At 45.4% G+C, this 19,506-nt stretch carries 26 protein-coding genes, 1 tRNA gene and 4 pseudogenes; 12 read left to right on the forward strand and 19 right to left on the reverse strand.

Annotation, left to right across the window (positions count from 1 at the left end; translation table 11 throughout):
• Positions 1–72 precede the first annotated feature (72 nt).
• The 7 genes from JCM11216_RS16825 to JCM11216_RS16835 form a co-directional block, all read right to left on the reverse strand.
• Positions 73–1,569: a hypothetical protein gene (locus JCM11216_RS16825; RefSeq protein ID WP_243675333.1), complete on the reverse strand. Its 1,497-nt coding sequence runs from the start codon at positions 1,567–1,569 to the stop codon at positions 73–75.
• An 807-nt stretch (positions 1,570–2,376) separates the two neighbouring features.
• The gene (locus JCM11216_RS16830) at positions 2,377–2,727 is read right to left on the reverse strand and encodes a hypothetical protein (RefSeq protein ID WP_243675335.1); all 351 of its coding nucleotides are present in this window, start codon (positions 2,725–2,727) and stop codon (positions 2,377–2,379) included.
• A 56-nt stretch (positions 2,728–2,783) separates the two neighbouring features.
• Positions 2,784–3,272: a hypothetical protein gene (locus JCM11216_RS05660; RefSeq protein ID WP_054853572.1), complete on the reverse strand. Its 489-nt coding sequence runs from the start codon at positions 3,270–3,272 to the stop codon at positions 2,784–2,786.
• An 18-nt stretch (positions 3,273–3,290) separates the two neighbouring features.
• Positions 3,291–3,452 (reverse strand): 50S ribosomal protein L39e, encoded by a 162-nt coding sequence (locus tag JCM11216_RS05665; RefSeq protein WP_243675428.1) that lies wholly within the window; start codon positions 3,450–3,452, stop codon positions 3,291–3,293.
• Complete coding sequence (locus tag JCM11216_RS05670; protein ID WP_054853573.1) at positions 3,452–3,772, reverse strand: DNA-binding protein; 321 nt, start codon at positions 3,770–3,772, stop codon at positions 3,452–3,454. Before JCM11216_RS05670 ends, JCM11216_RS05665 begins: the two co-directional genes overlap by 1 nt.
• Before the next feature lie 133 nt (positions 3,773–3,905).
• On the reverse strand, positions 3,906–4,370 hold the full coding sequence (locus JCM11216_RS05675) for a 30S ribosomal protein S19e (protein WP_243675337.1): 465 nt from the start codon (positions 4,368–4,370) through the stop codon (positions 3,906–3,908).
• A 75-nt stretch (positions 4,371–4,445) separates the two neighbouring features.
• Entirely contained in the window at positions 4,446–4,628 is a 183-nt protein-coding gene (locus tag JCM11216_RS16835) for a hypothetical protein (RefSeq protein WP_243675339.1), read from the reverse strand.
• Between the two features lie 131 nt (positions 4,629–4,759).
• On the opposite strand from JCM11216_RS16835, the pseudogene JCM11216_RS16840 reads away from it, so the two are divergent.
• From JCM11216_RS16840 to JCM11216_RS05715, 10 genes and pseudogenes are all read left to right on the forward strand, one after another.
• Positions 4,760–5,096: pseudogene (locus tag JCM11216_RS16840) on the forward strand (transcription factor S).
• A 74-nt stretch (positions 5,097–5,170) separates the two neighbouring features.
• Positions 5,171–5,925, forward strand: a pseudogene (pcn, locus tag JCM11216_RS05685) (proliferating cell nuclear antigen (pcna)).
• A gap of 84 nt (positions 5,926–6,009) precedes the next feature.
• Positions 6,010–6,600 (forward strand): DNA primase small subunit, encoded by a 591-nt coding sequence (locus tag JCM11216_RS05690; protein WP_054853574.1) that lies wholly within the window; start codon positions 6,010–6,012, stop codon positions 6,598–6,600.
• A gap of 141 nt (positions 6,601–6,741) precedes the next feature.
• Positions 6,742–6,885 (forward strand): hypothetical protein, encoded by a 144-nt coding sequence (locus tag JCM11216_RS16845; RefSeq protein WP_243675341.1) that lies wholly within the window; start codon positions 6,742–6,744, stop codon positions 6,883–6,885.
• A gap of 162 nt (positions 6,886–7,047) precedes the next feature.
• Positions 7,048–7,581 carry a hypothetical protein gene (locus JCM11216_RS05695; RefSeq protein ID WP_054853631.1) on the forward strand — a complete coding sequence of 178 codons (534 nt, stop codon included), beginning with the start codon at positions 7,048–7,050 and terminating at the stop codon, positions 7,579–7,581.
• 28 nt (positions 7,582–7,609) lie between these two features.
• The gene (locus JCM11216_RS05700; RefSeq protein ID WP_054853575.1) at positions 7,610–7,894 is read left to right on the forward strand and encodes a 50S ribosomal protein L44e; all 285 of its coding nucleotides are present in this window, start codon (positions 7,610–7,612) and stop codon (positions 7,892–7,894) included.
• A 7-nt stretch (positions 7,895–7,901) separates the two neighbouring features.
• The gene (locus JCM11216_RS05705; protein ID WP_243675343.1) at positions 7,902–8,111 is read left to right on the forward strand and encodes a 30S ribosomal protein S27e; all 210 of its coding nucleotides are present in this window, start codon (positions 7,902–7,904) and stop codon (positions 8,109–8,111) included.
• A gap of 45 nt (positions 8,112–8,156) precedes the next feature.
• A complete protein-coding gene (locus tag JCM11216_RS16850; protein WP_243675344.1) occupies positions 8,157–8,489 on the forward strand; it encodes a hypothetical protein in 333 nt (110 codons plus the stop codon).
• A 134-nt stretch (positions 8,490–8,623) separates the two neighbouring features.
• Positions 8,624–9,006, forward strand: a pseudogene (locus JCM11216_RS16855) (hypothetical protein).
• Positions 9,007–9,029: 23 nt separating this feature from the next.
• On the forward strand, positions 9,030–9,260 hold the full coding sequence (locus JCM11216_RS05715) for an RNA-protein complex protein Nop10 (RefSeq protein ID WP_054853577.1): 231 nt from the start codon (positions 9,030–9,032) through the stop codon (positions 9,258–9,260).
• Position 9,261: 1 nt separating this feature from the next.
• Here the strand turns inward: JCM11216_RS05715 and JCM11216_RS16860 are convergent, their stop codons facing one another.
• Together JCM11216_RS16860 and JCM11216_RS05720 are read right to left on the reverse strand one after the other, a co-directional pair.
• The gene (locus JCM11216_RS16860; protein WP_243675346.1) at positions 9,262–9,732 is read right to left on the reverse strand and encodes a hypothetical protein; all 471 of its coding nucleotides are present in this window, start codon (positions 9,730–9,732) and stop codon (positions 9,262–9,264) included.
• A complete protein-coding gene (locus JCM11216_RS05720) occupies positions 9,720–11,651 on the reverse strand; it encodes a peptide transporter (protein ID WP_243675347.1) in 1,932 nt (643 codons plus the stop codon). The genes JCM11216_RS16860 and JCM11216_RS05720 overlap by 13 nt, the downstream gene beginning before the upstream one ends.
• 86 nt (positions 11,652–11,737) lie before the next feature.
• On the opposite strand from JCM11216_RS05720, the gene JCM11216_RS05725 reads away from it, so the two are divergent.
• Complete coding sequence (locus tag JCM11216_RS05725; protein WP_054853578.1) at positions 11,738–12,550, forward strand: aldose 1-epimerase; 813 nt, start codon at positions 11,738–11,740, stop codon at positions 12,548–12,550.
• 39 nt (positions 12,551–12,589) lie between these two features.
• Positions 12,590–12,670, forward strand: a tRNA-Arg gene (locus tag JCM11216_RS05730).
• 193 nt (positions 12,671–12,863) lie between these two features.
• Here the strand turns inward: JCM11216_RS05730 and JCM11216_RS05735 are convergent.
• The 10 genes and pseudogenes from JCM11216_RS05735 to JCM11216_RS16890 all read right to left on the reverse strand — a co-directional run bounded on the left by JCM11216_RS05735 (position 12,864) and on the right by JCM11216_RS16890 (position 19,400).
• Positions 12,864–13,346 carry a PaREP1 family protein gene (locus JCM11216_RS05735; protein ID WP_054853579.1) on the reverse strand — a complete coding sequence of 161 codons (483 nt, stop codon included), beginning with the start codon at positions 13,344–13,346 and terminating at the stop codon, positions 12,864–12,866.
• A gap of 44 nt (positions 13,347–13,390) precedes the next feature.
• Entirely contained in the window at positions 13,391–13,615 is a 225-nt protein-coding gene (locus JCM11216_RS16865; protein WP_243675349.1) for a hypothetical protein, read from the reverse strand.
• A 170-nt stretch (positions 13,616–13,785) separates the two neighbouring features.
• Positions 13,786–14,259, reverse strand: a pseudogene (locus JCM11216_RS05745) (PaREP1 family protein).
• A 312-nt stretch (positions 14,260–14,571) separates the two neighbouring features.
• The gene (locus JCM11216_RS05750; protein WP_243675350.1) at positions 14,572–15,366 is read right to left on the reverse strand and encodes a TSUP family transporter; all 795 of its coding nucleotides are present in this window, start codon (positions 15,364–15,366) and stop codon (positions 14,572–14,574) included.
• Entirely contained in the window at positions 15,326–16,750 is a 1,425-nt protein-coding gene (locus JCM11216_RS05755) for a TSUP family transporter (protein WP_054853580.1), read from the reverse strand. Before JCM11216_RS05755 ends, JCM11216_RS05750 begins: the two co-directional genes overlap by 41 nt.
• Positions 16,751–16,963: 213 nt before the next feature.
• The gene (locus JCM11216_RS16870; protein WP_243675352.1) at positions 16,964–17,140 is read right to left on the reverse strand and encodes a hypothetical protein; all 177 of its coding nucleotides are present in this window, start codon (positions 17,138–17,140) and stop codon (positions 16,964–16,966) included.
• Between the two features lie 28 nt (positions 17,141–17,168).
• The gene (locus JCM11216_RS16875) at positions 17,169–17,660 is read right to left on the reverse strand and encodes a hypothetical protein (protein ID WP_243675354.1); all 492 of its coding nucleotides are present in this window, start codon (positions 17,658–17,660) and stop codon (positions 17,169–17,171) included.
• 44 nt (positions 17,661–17,704) lie between these two features.
• A complete protein-coding gene (locus tag JCM11216_RS16880) occupies positions 17,705–18,229 on the reverse strand; it encodes an HAD family hydrolase (protein WP_243675356.1) in 525 nt (174 codons plus the stop codon).
• Positions 18,230–18,348: 119 nt separating this feature from the next.
• Complete coding sequence (locus tag JCM11216_RS16885) at positions 18,349–19,164, reverse strand: HAD-IC family P-type ATPase (RefSeq protein WP_243675429.1); 816 nt, start codon at positions 19,162–19,164, stop codon at positions 18,349–18,351.
• Between the two features lie 38 nt (positions 19,165–19,202).
• Positions 19,203–19,400, reverse strand: coding sequence for a cation-transporting P-type ATPase (locus tag JCM11216_RS16890; protein ID WP_243675430.1), 198 nt, complete (start codon positions 19,398–19,400; stop codon positions 19,203–19,205).
• Between the last annotated feature and the right edge of the window lie 106 nt (positions 19,401–19,506).

The following is a 19,506-nucleotide window of genomic DNA, read 5'->3' on the forward strand; positions in this document are numbered from 1 at the left end:
GTAGGTAAATCTAAAATAAATAAAGTAAGTATAAGAAATTATTTTAAAGGAATATTATATTTACAAACTTATTTATCTTCTTCTTCTAATAACTAACCAAACACCGACTGCAATTATTATTACAATTATTACAACTATTATAGCAATTAATAGCGTTGTACTCATCGTAACAGCATGCGTGGTTACAGTCGGAGTCACAGTTGTTGGTGGAGGCGGCGACACTGTTAATGATGTTACGTACTGAGTAGGTATCTGAACTACATTGGTGAATGCGTAGAGTAATAGTTCGTAGGTACCCGGAGTCAATGTCGCAGTTACATTGCTTGGTATAGTCACTGTTAATACGCCGGGTGTTGTCGATGATGCAAAGGTCTCATAAATAATCTGTCCAGTGGCCGGGTTGATCAAGTATACGTACGCCTCTGGGTTACCGACAGCGCTTACTGTTACGTTCAGTACATTTGTGGTGTTAGTGTATATCGATGATGGTGATACCGCGGTTATACTCGGTATTAGATTGGTTGGCACCGACGTGACACCCAACTTAACAAAGACCTGGTTGTACCAATACGTATAGTTATATGGATAGCCACTCCAACTAACGAGCGTTGCTGATTGTGGCGTTGCCGTGGTTATGCTCTTGAGTATGTACGGACCATTACTAATCCAGAAGTTGCCATAGGTGTTGTAGAAGTTAAGGGCATCCTCATAGTCCTGTATGGCAGTTGCGGTTGCGTTTGGACCTAAGAAGTTATAACCGTTGATTATAGCCCACGAGCCATTATCCCATATGTACCCAGTACTAATCCAGTTCTGAAGCACACTTGCCAGGTACTGATTGAACTGCAAAGTCCTGAAGTCAGCCTGTGGTATACCTAGTGACTGAGCTTCACCACTCGTGAACGCGTACTTACCCTGTTGATAAGCATAGAACTCAAGGGCGAGGTCGACCCATGGATTTGCAAATGTGGGGGGGAAGCCAGGCGCGTAGTAGGCTGCCACGAAGTTGGGGGGGTCTGGGAACCAGTAGTTACCGTAAATCACTACCGTGCCATTCGGGAAGAACTGCATACCAACGATTGAGCTTACTGTTGGTGCTATTATGCCACCAACGTCACTTGCAGTTGCTTGGTTATGACCTAAGTCTGGCGCGCCGGTTGTCGTTGTTGCTGCTAGGTCAAACCACGTGTAGTAGTAGAAGATTATGTCGGCCATGCTTATTGGCTGGCCATCCTGCCAGTACTGGCCTAGCCAGGTGCCGTTGAAGTATAGGTAGACGATGGACTTGGCGTACTGTCCAGGCCCAACGTCCTGCCACTTCTCAGCAGTTGCATTCCAAATAACGGCATTGGGCGGTACTGGGAATATTGCTGAGCCATTCGGGCTAATTATCGCATTCCAAGCACCCCCCCTAAGTGGCATTGGTTCACCAGTGAATGGGTTGTAGTAAGCAAATGGGTCGCTTGTGAACTCCTGAATAACATCCATTGAGTAGGCATCTGGTGGTAAGAACCAGGCAATGTTGTTCCATGGGAACTCGCTTACGTGGAACATACCGACATTGAGCACATTGGTGAACCGTTGAGTATGCGAACTTAATGCCTAGTGGCCATTCGAGACCGAAGATGCTGGGCATCCAGTTGGTTAGGTTCTGTATTGGGTATGGGAATGTGGCTGCGACGAGCCATACCCTAACGGCCTGCTGGAAGCAGTCATAGAGGGCAGTCTTCGAGTAACCCTCGAATTGCTGGAGTGATGTGAAGTTACCCGTGGCAGCCCACATGGTTAATGTATCAATTGTTGAGTTGGCGTACTGCCAGTAGCCAGTTACGCCCCCCCAGCCAGGCATGTCTCCAGTCCATGATGCACAGAATGAAGCACCGGCGTAGGTGTCCCAGGGCTCTGGGGGGGTTATGGTCCAGGCCTCAGTGTATATTTGCCACTCCATCTGTGCTGGGTTCGAGCCATAAACCATCGTTAAAGCCTCTGATAAGTCGCCGTATATTGGCTTAACTGTAAAACCAAGGTTTTGAAGTTCCGACATGAAGAACTGCCCAATGGCGTATCTGAATGGGTCGTCCTTCCTAATGAAGAATATTATCGTGACAGGCTGCGGTGTAGTGCTATTGGGTGGTATGTAGTACCACTGGTGGTTGATGTATAGTATTCTGCCAACCCATGGGTTGTACATGCCGTCAAAGTTTGCCGTCGTGTTTATCGCCTGGAATAGGGCAAAGATTGACTGATTAACATACGTCGGGTTATAATGAATATTTGCCTGGACAATCATTGGTTGGATCAAAAGCTGGCTATCTATTGCGAAGGGCCCGGGCCAGTCATACATGGGCGTTGCATAGCCTGAGAAGACCTGGGTTATTATTGCATGTCTATCGATAGGTAGTTCATTAGGAACCTGAACTGCCAGTAGGCGAATGGGTTAAACGTGGTGTTGCTTGGGTATGGATTGAAGAGTAGGTCGTAAGCTGAGGTTACCGCTGGGCTGACCATCTGTATACCCGGCGTTGTGCTTAACTGCGACAATATATTGGGCGGTAATGCAAATGGGTTTAGGTAAATATCTATCCTACCTGATGTGAAGTATTGAACAGCCTCGGTTGGTGTGACTTCGTATAGGTTTACGGTTGACGGCATTGTTTGCTGAGCATTAACTATGAGACTCACCATTAGTAGGGCTGTTATTAGCACTGCTGCTGTTAGTATGAACACCTTGTTTTTTATTCCCCCCCTTGTTTGGGCATACCATGTTTTCCTGAATTAAGTTTTTAAGCTTTTCCATGTATATTAATTATTGATTCTATAAATCCAATTATTAATAATGCAATTACTATTATAAATAATATTGCGAGTATTATTGTTAATACATTAATTATTTCAGGCCTATAAATACCAATTACCATAATTTCCCCATTACCTACCGATGTTAGATTGAGCATGGTTATTGTCGTGAAGCTCAGTTCCTTTGATTGATAGGGACCTAGATCAGTTACGTTATAAAGTGTTACTGTTATATTTGTCTCAGGTATCCATTTAGCCACTGTTATGTTTATGTCCAGGTTACTATCATTAGTTTCCAAAATGAGAAATACTGTTTCTGATGGATTTATTGTGAATGAGCCATTAATAGGTGGTCCTTTGTAATAATAATTAACGCTAAATGGATTTATGATTAAGTATATGGCAAGTATAACCGTAACTGCACCAATAATGTACGCGGTAACTATAAATCTGTTTCTGAAAATTTCACGAAGCATTGACAAGCACTTTTAATACTATACCTTAAGTTTTGTTCTTCTCCATAGCCTCCTGGCTGGGTTTGTTAAGACTTTTCTATCGGTCTTTGCGGTTACCCAAATTGGCGGCGCTCTGTTTGACTTACCTGCCGCCGCAAGCCTTAACTTCTTACCCAATGGCTTATTCCTGGCCATACCCATCACCTATACCTTATCCTGAACTCCCTATGGGTCTGTTTATAAATTGTTTCCAGTATCTTCTTGAGGTCTTCATCGGTTATGGGAACCTTAATCCTGCCAGACTGGGCCAGGGCAATTAACTGCTGCTCAAGGGCGTCAACGAGTTCTGGCTTAACTACCCTTAGATTATCAAGTCTTTCGCGTGCCTCAGGCGTCAGTATTGCCCGGAGAACCGCCCTCCTTTGTGCAGCTAATTCCTGCCTCTTTTTCTCCTCCTCAATTTGCTTCTGGAGTTCCTGGATTTTCCTCTGTCTGATGGCTTCAAGTTCATCCTCACTCATTTCCTGATCACCCCCCCCGTCTCCTCATAATTATCATCAATAGACATGACACACCAGAAACAGTGAACCTATTTATTAACCTTAAACCTTTATGAGGCTATCAATTAATTTTACTCAGTAGTCGTATTAGGCGTTAAGTACTTAGCCAATTCAGGCTTTGCTTAGCCATCTCCTTAAGTATGTTTAGGGCTATTTTATCAAGTAGTGACCTTCCCTGGGGCGTTATAACCCTACCCTCCTTAGTCTTCGTTACAAGACCGGCAGCCTCGAGTTGATGGAGGATGTTCCTAATTATTGCGCCACCGGCCTTCCTCGTCCTCTCGCTCCTGACAGCACTACCAACCTTAGCCCTATAGCTAAATGCCATTCTCAAGCTGCCAAGTCCTACGGGGGGGCCATTTAGGTAAATTTTTCTTAAAACGGCGGCGGCCCTTATGTACCACCAATCCTCCTGCATTGGAGGCCTATCCTTATTCGGCCCGGTCTTAACAAATAATGCCCAGTCTGGCGGCTTTACCTGGGGGGGTACATTCTCTCTTAAGTACTTAGCTAGTTCCCTAATCAATAGGTCCGCTGGCACATCCTTAACGCTTACCAAGGCCGATCAGGAATACGGGGGGGTAGTTAGGGTTAATAAGCATTTACTTGGCGTGATCACTTAATCTTAACGGTGCTAATTATTTAAGTAAAGATTCAATGCGGTGCATGCATCATTGGGTTTATGGTATTCTCCGTAGTGGTGACCGATGGTATCGATGCCGGCATCACCGTTGCATCTAAATTCATAGCCGTGGGCGCACAGTGTCCCAGGCACGGGCCGGCATTGGCGCGGTGGCAATGCAATAATGTAACTCATCTGGAGATTCCACATGGTTTAATAAGCCCTGAGTTTTATAAGTGGTTGACTACCGCTTGTTTCTAAACGTATAGGTTTGTTGGTTAATGGTTAGAAGGATTAATAAATAGGTTGTTTTGTGGATTTGTGCAATGGCCATCAAATTCTGCCCGAGATGTAAAAGTATAATGGTTCTAACAAAGAAGGATGGGAAAGCCGTTTGGAGGTGCCCGAAGTGTGGTTATGAGGAGGAGGCTAATGTTAATGGTGCGAAGCTTGTTGAGAGGACCGCACCGGCCAGGAGATGATAGGCCAATAGTGCTTACCAAGTCCGGTGAGGAGGCGCTACCCAAGGTTAGGAAGACCTGCCCAAAGTGCGGTTACGAGGAGGCGTACTTCTGGGTTCAACAGACCAGGGCAGCCGATGAGCCACCAACCAGGTTCTACAAATGCGTTAGGTGTGGGTACGTTTGGCGTGAGTACGAGTAAAACCGTAATTACTGGGTAATACTGTTTCTACTGAGGATGTAGAGTTTATATTTAAGTGGCGGTTAGGTAATTTGATGTCTGAGGTAAAGATAACATATCCAGATGCGAGGGAGTTTTCGCAAATAATAGATGCAGTATCTGCGTTAATAGAGGAGGCGAGTTTTAACTTGGCTAGTGATGGTCTTAAGTTAAGGGCCTTGGACCCATCTAGGACTGCGATGATTGATTTATTAATACCCAGGGAGGCCTTTGAGGAGTTCCCTGAGAGCCTTAGTGAGGAGGTTAGGATTGGCGTGAACTTCGACGACTTCAAGAAGTTGCTGAGGAGGATTAAGAAGGGTGATAAACTGGGCATGGAGGTTAGCGAGGGTAAGCTTAGGGTTAGGCTTGTTGGTAAGGCCTCAAGGACGATGACATTGCCATTAATTGATATTGGCGCTGAGGAATTACCAACGCCAAAGGTTGTGTATACAGTACTCGCCAAGGTATCCAGTGATGCACTAAATGAGGCGCTTAAGGATGCGACGTAATCGCCGATGCGGTTAAATTTGATGCTAAGGATGATGGTTTATACGTGTCTGCAAGCAGTGATAAGGGTGATGTTGAGGTTAAGTTTGAGAAGGAGGGTGAGGTGATGTTTGAGTATGATCTCAAGGAACCTGCAACGGCTAAGTACAGCCTTGATTACCTGGTGGACACGGTGTCAAAGGCATATAGGATTAGTGATATAGTCACTATTGAGTTTGCCACGCAGAAGCCCATTGCACTTACGTTTGAGATACCAATGGGTGGTAAGTTAACGTATTACATAGCGCCAATGATTGAGTAATTTAATGCCATAAATAATTAAATAATACGTTTTTACGCTGTAAAAATGATTTTAATGTGGAAATTAATGATGTAGGTGTTTCATATGCCGGGCTTCATTGATTTAGTTAAGGTGTTATTTAGGAATTACTATAGGGGGGGTGTTGATCTATCTGAAATTAATGATTTGGAAAGAAGGGAGTTTGGTTTTCAATTCTTCGATAAGGAGGGGGGGATGGTTAGGCACATGGCCTTTAAGAATAGTGATGAATTGAGGCATTACCTGGTGAGTAATGTTCCATCCCACGTATACTACTCATCAGCCCTTTACAATGACCCGGCCAACCAGGACATGGATGCTAAGTTGGTTGGTGCCGACTTAATCTTCGATATAGACGGCGACCACCTACCTACGCAGAATTGTCAGGGCGTTGAGCTTATGACCCTTGAGTGCCTCAGTGACGCCACTGAGGAGGTTAACAAACTCGTTGATTCACTAATCGAGGATTTTGGGCTTTCCGATTCATCGATTAAGATCTTCTTCAGCGGTCATAGGGGTTATCACGTACATATTGAATTGCCCGATGTTCGGGATTTAACGGATGAGGAGAGGAGGGAGATAATCGATTACCTGCTCCTGCGTGGCTTTGATATTGAGCGTTTAATTAGGGGGCAATACCGTCCTCATAGATGCTAGGTTAAGGGGTATTGGCGGTAGGTTGGCATCGTTAATTCATGAATTAGATCCTGAATTACTTAATAGCTTAGTAACAGGAAGAAAATAGGCAAGTACTTAATTCGAAAGCTCGGTTCCTTAAATCACGTAGTTAGTGAACGCTTGTCCACACACATCGATGAGGTTGTGACCATGGATGTCCATCGACTAATTAGGCTGCCTAACTCACTGCATGGCAAGACTGGGCTCAGGGTCATCAGGGTTAGCCCAAGCGATTTGGAGAGGGGGGGGCTGATTTCATTGTAGATAAGGCAATACAGTTTAGGAGAGGTTCATTATCGCTGAGACTCACAAAGAAATTGCCTGTGAGGAGGGTCTTGGGTGAGGACATCAGTGGTGATGAGGGGGGGAGTGTTATTAAAGTGCCTACCTATGTCGGTATATACCTGGTAATGAGTGGTTGGGGGGGTGAGCCAGTTGATTAGTGATGTGCTTAGGAGGTTAATGGATTTCACAAAGCTTGAGGTGAGTACTGAGGAGATCCAGAGACCGCCGTTTGAGTCTTACGCTCAATTAGTACAGGAGTTAAATAGTAGGTTGTCAATGGGTGGTAATGTGCTTGATAAGGAATTGATCGAATCCGCGATGAGCATGGTTAGGGAGACGGTGGCCATCCTCGTTAGGAAGAGGATTGAGAAGATAATGAGGTACTACCAAGCTGGTAAGGAAGTACCGCAGGATGCATTACTCCCAGAGGAGAGGAGGTTTCTTATGCCATTACTGGAACTCAAGATTACTGAAGCACCTAGGAGTGAGGTTCAGGGATCGGCAATCGTATCGTTCAAGAAGGGGTTCCCAGTACTTTATAGTGTTCGTTTGGTGACCATCGGCCCATTTTCTCAATTTGATGTTGCGGTAATGCCTAGGAGTGATGCCGAGGAACTACTGCGTAGGGGGGGGTTGTTGATATTGTGCGTTAATTCAACGGAGGTAAAAATATAAAAGGGGGGGTCTTATCCTGTGGTACTTCGTGAAGTTTCCCAAGGTTGTGAGGGTTTATTGCCCAAGGTGTAATACGTACACGGAGCACACAGTGACTATTTACAGCCATGGAAAGAGGAGGGATTTGTCTGAGGGCCAGAGGAGATACTTGAGAAAGCTTAAGGGTTATGGCTCCAGCAGGAAGCCCAAGCAGAAGAGGTTTGCCAAGACTACGAAGAAGATTGTCGTTAAGCTTCAATGTAGGCAATGCGGCTATGTGTTGATGAGACCGATAGGTAGATTGAAGAAACTTGAGTTGGCTGAGACAAGGTGAGGTGGCCATGCCCACTAACTGGCGTTCGGTCCTTGTTCCAAGGCCAAGGTCAAGGTTCCTGAGGGTTAGGTGTAATAATTGCGGTAATGAGCAGGTGGTCTTTGATAGGCCGGCCATGGTTGTTAGGTGCTTGGTCTGCGGCAACGTTCTCATAGAGCCCACTGGCGGTAAGGGTAGGATTGTTGGGGGGGCAACGGTAGTGGCAACCTACGAATGAAAATAGTGAAAAGATATAAATTGAGTCTCATTCCTTTCATAGACGATGAGCAAGAGGGAAGAGAAGGTAGATGACATTAAGAAGAATGTATTAACGGTCAGGGTTGCAAGGAAGGAACTACCTGACATTGGTGAACTGGTTATTGGGACAGTATATAGGATATTGGAGCATGGGGCATACGTGCTTCTGGATGAGTATGGAGGTTTAGAGGCATATGCACCAATCAATGAGGTTGTTCAGTCCTGGTTTCACGACATTAAAGATTACTTAAGGCCTGGGCAAAAGACCGTGTTTAGAGTTATCAGGTTGATGCCAGGAGAAAACTCGTTGATGTTTCATTCAGGAAGGTTAGGGAGGAGGAGAAAAAAGAAAAACTGACCAGGTGGAAGAGAACACTCAGGGGTATTAAGCTACTTGAACTTGTTGCCAAGAAATTAAACATACCACTTGACAAGGCCCTTCAGGAGTTTGGATGGAAACTGGAGGATTACTACGGGGGGGACTTCTTATCGATCTTCGAGAACGTGGTTAAGTACGGCCCTGATGACCTTAGGAAATTAGGCCTTAGTGATGATGTTATTAATGCCATTATGGAGATTGCCAAGGAGAGGTTGAGGTTGAGCCCATGGAGATTTCTGGAATAATTAGGGTAATTAGTATTAAGCCTGACGGTGTTAAGCATGTTAGGGACGTACTGCTCAAGGCCATGGAATTAGCCAGAAAGGAGGGTGCCGAAAGCGTTAAGATATACACAATCGGTCCCCCCCCTAGGTATAGGATAGACATTGTTGGTAAGGATCCAAAGAAGCTCGAGCAGTTACTCAAGGACGTGGTTAACCTGGTCACCACCGAGATTAAGAAGAGGGGGGTGGTGAGGCAAGTTTCACAAGAATAAGTGAGTAGTTTTGGGTGTTGGTTATGGATTCAATAATGAGGAGATGCAGGAAGTGCGGTAGGTACACAATGAGGAAGGATAAGTGCCCATACTGCGGCGGCGAACTCGAGGTACCGCATCCACCCAAGTACTCACCTGATGATAAGTACGGTAGATATAGGTTGATTATGAAGATAATGAGCGGTAAGATTAGACTTAATCAGGATATTATAAATGCAATAATTTCAGGGCCAACCGGTCCTAAAACTCAGTAAGTTACTGTGTCAGTGTTTGATTACGTGCTAATGCCTCAAGAACACTATAATTAATCTTATAGATTATAACCCAACCATACGGCCTAGATACATAGACCAATTGAGCCCAGGGCGGTGGTTGCAGTAGGAGGTATGGAGGTGTTGATGGCCCATTATAACCAGGTGTAGGAAAATACTCTAATTTCAGGGTGTAGTTTGCTCCCGGCATAAGCACGGGTACACTTTCAAATGCCCAAAAGGCCGGTATACCATTAGACGTACACGTGGCCCATACGAAGTATGACGATTCAGTAACCTCTGAGTTAAACATTAGGTTGTAGAGTGTTACATTGTAAGCTGCGTAGTAATTCAACGTATCATTAGCATATGGTACATAAATATAACTGTTTAATATACCTGGTAAATTAACTTGCCCGTACGATATGAAGTTACTAAATATGTAATTGTTAGTATAGCCGGCTATCCTAGCCATCCAATAACTCTTTGCAAGTCGCCACCCGCCGGATACTCAGGTATGAGAATGCATAATTCCGGGTATAATGATTCTGCCCCCCCATAATAGTTGTTGTAGTAACTTGATGCGTTTACGATTATCATTGTGTATGGCTCAAAGATTAATATGTACTGGGGATCATGAAGTTCATTTAGTTTCTCCAGAACGCCCGTATAATTATATGGGTTAGACATGAAGAAGCTACCTATTAAGGCTATCTGCGTGCTGTTTACGGTTGAATTATCAGCCAAGCTGGTCCTATTTCCTATTATTGAGATCCAGTACCCATAATCCCACCATGAAAGCACGGTTGCGTTTGTGGGCGTGTTATAGGATAACCATCGAAGTGCATCTAACCAGTCGGGTGTTGGTATTGGCGGCGATACTGTACTAACTATTTGCTGAGGCATTATGGACATTGATAGGGCAGGCTGTATATTGACTACCAGGGCAATGGCTAGTACGACACCGAGCAGCGCCGCTATGGATAGGCCAACGAGGATGCGCCTATTTAGCGCAAGTTCCGTGAGCTTCACGAAGCCGTATGCCGTGGCAGGCACCCAGAATAGCCCGAGCAGCATGAATAGCCAGACCTCAGACGACGCGAAGTACGCAGCTGCCAAGGACCCAAGGCTAATTAGTATTGCTGGGAGTGATAGTGACATTATCGAGAGTAGTATTGTGTATATTACGAATGGTACTGTTATTGAGACATTATACATACTTTGTTGAAGAGGTGATGGGGGGGAGTGCTCAGCAACACTTTGCACAATGGCGCTCCTGGCGAGTGGTGATAATGCACCAAGGAACTTACCACCTATCGATGTGAAGCTTAGTCCGATTACGGCAACCACGAGCACGACTATGGCTATGAGGAAGTACCTGACCACTGGAACCATGATCCTCGGGTACCTTGGGTATAGCTTAATTAGGACGTAGGCTATTATTGAAAATAGCAATGCGGCATTTGCCACACCACCCATTCCGGATATTAATGTGTGGAAGCCGTACCTAGGCGTTATAGCTACAAAGGCCGAGAACCCAAGGTCAGTGAGTACGTAGGTTATGACTAGCTTATCAATGGTGAATGGTAAGTTTTGTCTCCTAGCTATCCTAATGAGCAGGTAAAGTAGTATTACTATTGTGAATAAGCCGTAGAAATTCCATAGGAATACGTAGGAACCCCCCCACACCCAAGTTGTTATCCCATTAAATATTGCCGAGAGTATGGCAAAGAGAATCCAATAATTATCCTTTCTAGTTAAGGACTCAATATAGAAGGCTATACCTAAGGTGGCTATGAATTGGAATATTGGCTCAGCCGCGAACCAACCGGCTGTACCCCCCCTCTGTAGAAACATCGTGGTAAATACGGACCATAAAGCCGCCAAAAGGCCAACGTACTTGCCACCAAGTCTATAGCCGAGGTAAAACATCGCTGGGACGACTGCCGCATTGGCTATTGCTGGGAGTAAAATAACTGATTGTAGTAGGTCAAAGCCGAAGTGCGATAATACCTTATACGCAAGTACACCGAGCCAGGAAACACCTGGCGATAGTATTATAGTCCAATTAACACCCCCCCATGGATACCAAAAATGCGTGAATAATGCGCCGTAGCCCTTATGAAGCCACCAGAGGAGCCCCCCCCTGATAGTTCCGTACTTAAGCATTTGCTCGGTCATGAAGAGCCTTATGTATGGGTCGAACTCGTTTATATACCAGCCATAGAGTAACACGGGGGGGTATAGCCTTAGGTAGTAGGCGAGTAATGTGAAGGAGGCTATGGCTGAGAGTATGGCAATCCACTGCGTAACCCTCACGTCAAGTGGTACGGTAGGCATTGCCTGGGTAGTAGTCTCCACCCTAGCCTTACCAGCGGTCTTCGCCTTACTCATTACGGCTTGATCAAATAATCAATTTAAAAGTATTTTTCACAGGCAGGGTACGAAAAATAAATTAGTATGCGGATGAGGCGTTGACTGTGGAGTGCGTCGAACTGGGTAATAATGTTTCCCAAGCCGTAATATGCAGGAGAGGTGCGTATTTACTCAAGTGGTCTGTCTTGGGTAAGGACGTGATACTGCCAGGTAATCCTGACAAACCGACGTGGAGTGGTATGGCGATAATGATACCATTCGCAAATAGGGTGAGAGGTGGGGGGGAGTACGAGTTTGAGGGTGTAAGGTATTACCTGCCCAGGAATGAGGAGGGCCACGCAATTCATGGGCTCGTCCTGAATGAGGAGTGGGACGTCATATCCATAGGTGAGGATAATGTAGCACTTAGGTATGTTCTTAATCACCCTGGTTACCCGACTGAATTAACATCAATAATCAAGTACGCACTTAATGATGACGGTCTTAATGTTGAGATTATTGTACGAAATACGGGACTCAGAAACGCACCGCTAGTTGTTGGTGCCCACCCATACTTCATAGTTGGTGATAATTGGAGGATGAGTGTCCAAGGAGATGTACGGATTTGCGAGTCGATTAACAAAATACCAACTGGTAGATTAATACCATTTAACTTAGGCGATGCTGTAAGGAGGGAGTTTGATGATTGCTTCTTAATAAGTGGCGATATAACGTTAGAATCCCAATACTCAATGATAAGGATAGTAAGGCGCAACATGCCCTATGTCCAAGTATTCACGGGAGTACCCAACGCAGTTGCCATAGAGCCAATGAGCGGTGCGCCGGATGCGTACCACAATGGTATGGGATTAACCATAATAAAACCAGGTGAGGAGGGGGGGAGGTACGGCTTCACGATAAGCGTCTTGAGGATCTAGACGAGAAAAACTAAAAAATCAATAATCTACACCATACTTGGCCCCGTAGCTCAGCATGGATAGAGCGGCGGCCTTCTAAGCCGTAGGTCGTGGGTTCAAATCCCACCGGGGGGGCCGCCAGTTCCTTGTTCTATTTCTTGATTGTTTCTATTCCGCCATTTATATGCTATAATAACGGGCTTCTCGTTAACCGAGTTAATTTTAATTGCCCGCACTACATGTACAATAATGGATGAAAGGTTTCTGCTCGTTGATTAGTAATGAAACCCTGCCCAACATGATAAAGAATCAAGATACTATATTACTACAGGGATTAGGTTTTATTTAGATTCTTCAAAAATTCTCTCAATTTCCCTATTAACTCAAACACAGCCTTCCTATGCGCCTCAAATTCCTTCCTATCCATGAATTTGTGGTGGAAGTTTGTGTGTAGTCTCTCGGCCATGCTGAAGTTCGTTAGGATTGATTTATCCTTAGTCTCCTTGTACAGCCTTCCAATTATTACGTCGTAGTCCCTGTGGCTGTAGTGCTCCCAATCCCTTTGTTCAGCTATGGCGTTGAGTAAAGCCGTAACCGCACCCCCCCAGTACTTCTCGCCGGCCTGAGCTAAATCACCCTTATTGTACAACTCATCGGCAGCCTTAAGATAATCCTCGCTCAACTTTAGGTAAACCTCAAACTTACGCGGTGGGTCAAGTCTCTCCGTCACTATGTCAATTATGAATTCCTCAATATCCCTACCACCAGCCAACTCCCTAAGTAGTTCCGCAATCGTCGGTGATAACACTAATGCCACAGGGATAAAATCGCTATGTTTATTTAATCCCTTTCTACATGATTTTACGGGCTCAGAATGAGTTCTCTCACCTCATCTATCATTTCCCTGACCTTATCCAACTCCTTCCTCACGAATTCTTCGTCGCACAGACCATCATAAAAGCAATCAATGTGTAGAAACTTCTCCCTAGCTGCGTACCTATCCCTTAGATAATCCAGGCCAAGCCTGCTCAAAGCGTCCCTTCTCTCCCTATACGTCCTGGCTTCAATACCCTTAGCTCTGAGCAAGGCCTCAATAGCCTTACTAACTGCTAACCACCCTTCTCGGCTGCATCCCTAAGTAGCATTGGGTCTCTAGACTTGGCGTACTCATTCAATTCAGCGATGGCTGCCTCCAGCGCCTTGGCGGCATCATTTAATGACTCACTCATACATACCATAAGGTAGTGACAGTCAATTTAAGTGTTTATGTTTAGGTATGTCTTCAGTTTATTAATTAATTTAATGGCATCCTCCCTATGGACATCAAAGGACGCCTTACCTAGTAAGCCATGGTAGAAATTTGCATGTAGAGTCTCAACACTTGAGAATAGCCTGGTGTATTCAGGATCATGGGTCACCTCTGTTAGGTAAGATGCTATTTCCCTAAGGTCCCTATGACTATAATGGGGCATTCCTAATTTCTCACCAACGATATTAAGCAGGGCCGTCACGGCACCTCAGTACTTCTCACTAGCCTGCACCAAATCGCCCTTAGCATAAAGCTCCTCGGCAACTCTAAGGTAATCTCCATGAAGCTTCAAGTACAGTTCAATCCTACGTGGAGGGTCGAGCCTCTCAGCTATTAGGTCAATGATAAACTCCTCAATATCCTTATCACCGGCCAGTGTCCTCAGTAGCTCCGTAATGGTTGGTGATAATGTTAATCCCATGTTGTTATGAATGCCACGCCTTCGGATTTAAGCCTTCCTTACGATGCACAGCATATACCCATTAGGTGGTTGTAATGCTTTTCACTCGCTTATGTACTTACGCAATGCAAATAATATCCCCAGCGTTACTATTAGTACCATGAATGATGTTATGTACTCAAGATTAATTGGTAATACGAAGATACCGCCCCCTCCTGAGCCCGGATAGGAGCATTCTGTATGCTAGGTATGAGAATATTGAGAGTAGTAGTACCTTTATTGTTGATCCCCTAGCCCTGGGCAGTATGTGCGTTGACATGTTTGCGCCAATTACTATGCTATTACCGATGCCATGGCCATGAACGGCTGTATATAGCCGAAGAACCAATAAAGCGTTCCGCTGGTCGCCGCCGTCACGCCAACTATTAAGTTACTGGTTGCTGAGGCCACCTTTATCGGCAACTCGGCAGCCCAGTAAAGGGCAAGCATGTTTATTGGCCCACCACCAATCCCGAGGAGACCCGATATCAACCCTCCAAAGAGCATCACTCCCCCCCACGCTTTCATTAAATTACTCCTTCTTACCCCCCCGTAATTGACGTAGACCTTCAATGCCTGGTCCAGGTAGGACCCAGCAATTACATAAGAATCTCTTATGCTTATTGGTAATGCGGTCATCACGTGTTGCCTAGGCCTTATTACGAGGGCCATTGCCATATACATGATGCCGCTGAATACTAGGTAAAGTACCCAGTTATAGCCTGAATTTATTATGTGATATGCCATTAATGACCCTACTATGGCCCCTGTCGTGCTTGCCGAGCACAGTGCTATGAAAACCTTAGTGTTTGGTAATCCCATTCTTAAGAACCTGGAACCAGCCATTATTGATGTGGATATTGCAGACACGAGACTAATACCTGCGGAGTACTGAATTGGTAGATTCAACAGTATCGTTAATAGTGGTGTTAATATAACGGCACCACCAAGCCCAAGCAAACCCCCGAGCAGGCCCGCTATTAATCCGCAGGTCGCTATTAATCCCAGGGTAATCAGGGCTTGGGCGATTACGTACATATTAACCGCCCTACTTATGGAGTATGAGTATAGGTAATACGAATATTGCAAGGAATAGGTTGACCAGGGTTATTGCCGCAAGTACCGTGTATAACGTATCCCTCTCCATTATAAACCTAATAAGGTTCAACGCAACCATGATTACTGGTATCGCTATTAATATAAGTAATCCCGTTAACATTAGACTCAGCCCATCAAGCCTTAGGTCGCCATTAATAACTTCCATTATTGTTATCATTGATGTATCAACACGACTACTCGGGTCAATGATTTTATTAAGTGGAATTCCCAACCCGCTACCATGCGCAAAGATAAGGATAAGACCTATGACCAGTAGGGCTATGCTTATGAAGACCCCCCCGTACTTTAAGAGATTACTTGTTATATTTATGAACTTAAGCTCAATCCTTCCCGGATTCTCAGGCTGTGCTTGGTAGATGCTTAACGTGATGTCCTGAGTCTCTTTGTATTTATATGTGAAGACGAAGTATAGGGAAATAATTATTATTGATGCGAATATCGCAGCAACTATGTTTCTCTCCATTGACGTTATTGGCAGTACGCCCTCCCTACCGAGGCCCCCCCTAAGGACCATCCTAAAGCCCAGGTAAGCCAGTATTGCGACGAAGACCCACCTCACCTGCCTATTGGTAACGTACATGAGCATCCTAGTGCCAATCCTTGAACCAAGTAGTACGCCAATTGCCGTGCATGCGGCTATGAATGGGCTTATGTAACCAAAGAACCAGTAAAGCGAGCCGCTTGTTGCCGCTGTTACTCCTATCATGAAGTTGCTTGTTGTTGTGCTCACCTTCATGGGCAGGTTCATTCCCCAATCCATGGCGAGGACCTTGAGTGCGCCACTACCAATACCCAACAAACCACTAATAAAGCCTGCGAAGAGCATAATCAACCAACCGAGCCACCAACGAACACCCCAGTACCTGTACCAAATCTTCAGTGCTGGGTCATAACACACACCATAGAGCCTAAACGCCTTCGTGGACCAGTCAGGATTCCTCGGTGGCGGCAATTCACAGGTACTTCTCTGTACCGTGGGGGGGACTATTGACGCCAGGAGCACCAAACCAAATATTACGTATATTATCCAGGTGAGGTGATGAGTATATACGTAGTTCGCAGTTAACGAGCCTATTATCGCGCCCGTGGTCGTCGCCGTTACTAGGCTAATGCCTATCCTATCATTAGCCAATCTCCTCCTAACGTAAACACTAGCTGAACCGGCCGATGTGGATATTGTCGATACTAATGCAGAACCTGTGGCATATATTATCGGTACGCTCAAGAATAATGTCAGTACCGGCGTCAGGACAACACCGCCGCCAAGTCCGGCCAGGGCACCGAGTAAACCAGCCACAATGCCGGCCAATATAAACTCTAGCATCCTGAGTAAATTAAATACGAGGCTCATCATTAGTCAAAAACTTGACTCCATGATATATAAATATTGTTACACAACACTGTACGTTAAACGGGAAATAATTTAATAATTATCTTGAAAATTATTGAATAATTTAATAATAATTGAATGCATTGATTAATAATTATTCATAAATAATTAATAATTAAGAGAATTGAATATAAATATGAACAGCTACTTTTATTTTTATATAACGTATTTACATCATTACCTAGAAATGCCAAATCTCCCAAGCATTAACTTCGCCCTATCATTAATTGTGAAGTTAACGAATAGGCAATAGAGCGTTATTGCCGCATATTCCTGCCAGGTTATTGGTGTTAATAAATGTCCCCCCCATGGCCCAGGTAGTCCTGTCAATGCTATGAATGCGACCACGACCATATCCACTACGGATGCTATTGTCAGCCATTTACCTGGTCTTGAAACCCAGAATGGGCCCCCTCTCCCTAACGATGAATGGCGTGAGTATGCCCATGTACATCATCGCCGTGAAGTAGTATGTATGTAGCACATGTATACTATTTATGTGGAAGTAGTCCAGGGCCAGGAATAATAAACCAAACATCTCAGCAACCGTGAATACCCCAAGCCCAACGCCAAGCTTCACGAGCTTAGCCACATCCCACTTCTCTGGCGTTGGTGATCCCTTAGCGTTGTCTGTGGATAGGGATATCGTGACGAAGTCTATTAGGAATAGGAAGAGGGTTACGTCGAGGGCTGAGACTGCGTATATTGGGTTATGCCAGAACAATGCCGATATTAGGAATGCCAGGGTTACGAATACGGCTATCTCAAAGGTCTTAACAATCTTATTCAATATCCACGTAACAATCCTCTGGAAGGTGGACCTACCAATCCTAACGAGCTCCACAATTCCGGCAAGGCCCTCCACAGTCAGCACAACGCTGGCCGCAGCCTTGGCGACATCGGTTGCGTTACTGACGGCTATACCAACCTCCGCCTGCTTAAGGCTGGCGAATCGTTGACGCCGTCGCCCGTCATGCCGGTTATCTGCTTAGCTGCCTGAAGGCTCTTAACAATGAAGTACTTATCCTCTGGGTAAATCTCGGCAAACACGTCAGCCTCCTCAGCAAGCTTAGCCGCCCTCTGTGGGTCCTTCTCCAGCAATTCCTTTAATTCCTTACCTGACACCACGTTCTCACCCAAGCCTATCATCTTAGCAATCTCCCTAGCAATGGGCTTGGCATCACCAGTCAGCATCTTAACCCTAACACCCAAGTTCCTAAGCTCCTGAATTAACTTGGGCGTATCCTCCCTGGGCATGTCATAGAGCGCCACTAAACCAACCATTTCCCAGTTATTGCCATCCTCGGACTTAGCCACACCAAGTGTCCTATAGCCACTTGCCGCGAAGGAGTTCATTACATTCTCAATATCCTCACCTAGCTTAACCTTACACAATTCCTCAGCTAAAGTCCTCACGGCCCCCCCCTTGGCTACCTTGAACATGCGACCACCGTTATTTCTATCAATTACTAGCGCTTCCGTGCGCCTAGTCGATGGGTCAAATGGCTTGAACTCCTTAATATCAAAGTCATTAATTGGAAGCTTCCTCTCCCTGGCAGCCCTTATGAAGGCAGATCTATTGGGTCCTGATTAGCCTCCTGACTCGCCAATGCACCGTAAAGCAGTACATCATCCTCAGAGTAACCCTTCATGGGTACTACGTGGGTTACTGTGAGCCTATTATACGTCAATGTACCCGTCTTATCCGCGCAGAGTACGGTCATGGATGCCGCATCCTCGACCGCGCTGAGCTTCGTTATTAAGGCGCCTCTCCTAGCCATTTCCTGGGCTCCAACTGCCATGGTTACAGTGAACATGGCGGGTAGCGCAACCGGTACTGCGAATACTACTAGCATTATTGCCAGGGGCAGTACATAGTCTGCCAGGAACATTAGACTATGTAGGTAGAAGTAGGTTAGTGGGAACATGACTATTACGAGTATTGAAACCATGATCAGTAGGGCTGAGACCACCCTGGATATTATCTCCTCCATATGGAGCTTAGGCCTAGCCGTCTGAACCAACTGCACTGTCCTGCCAAAGTACGTGTTGAGCCCCCCCGTCCTAACGACGACCGCGGTTGCCTCACCCCCCCTCCTCACTATTGAGCCGGAGTACATTACATCACCCCCCCTCTTCTTAGCCACTGGCATACTCTCCCCCCCAGTAAGTGCCGATTGATCAACCTCAACCTCCTCATTGGTTATTATCTTAGCATCCGCAGGCACTATGTCCCCTGCCCTAACCCTAATTACGTCGCCAGGAACTAACAACCTAGCCGGTAATGATTGCCAGGAGCCATTCCTAAGGACCCTAGCCATCACCTGAAGCCTCTGCTTAAGTAATTCAACAGCCCTCGCAGCGTGTTCCTCATGAATGAAACCTATTAATGCATTAACGACGAGTAATGCCGCGATTATGTAGCATCGATTAACCTAGCAGGGTCTATTGTTAAGCCAAGTATTATACAAATCACCATCGCTGCTTCGAGCATCCACGCCGTGAAGCCCGTGAACTTCTTAGCGAACTTCTTCGCTGGGTGCTCCTTCTTCTCGGGTACCTCATTATAGCCGTATTTCTTAACCCTCTCACTGACCTCGGTCTCACTGAGCAGTGCTTGTTAGTGCTTAACTCTCGTAAAACCTCTTCCACGGACATAGTCTCATAATTACGAGACTTTTCAGACGACATAATAAAGTTATGTTTTTGACGTAATGAGA

It is taken from the genome of Vulcanisaeta distributa JCM 11216 (genome assembly GCF_001315985.1).
Taxonomy (GTDB): Archaea; Thermoproteota; Thermoprotei; order Thermoproteales; family Thermocladiaceae; genus Vulcanisaeta; species Vulcanisaeta distributa_E.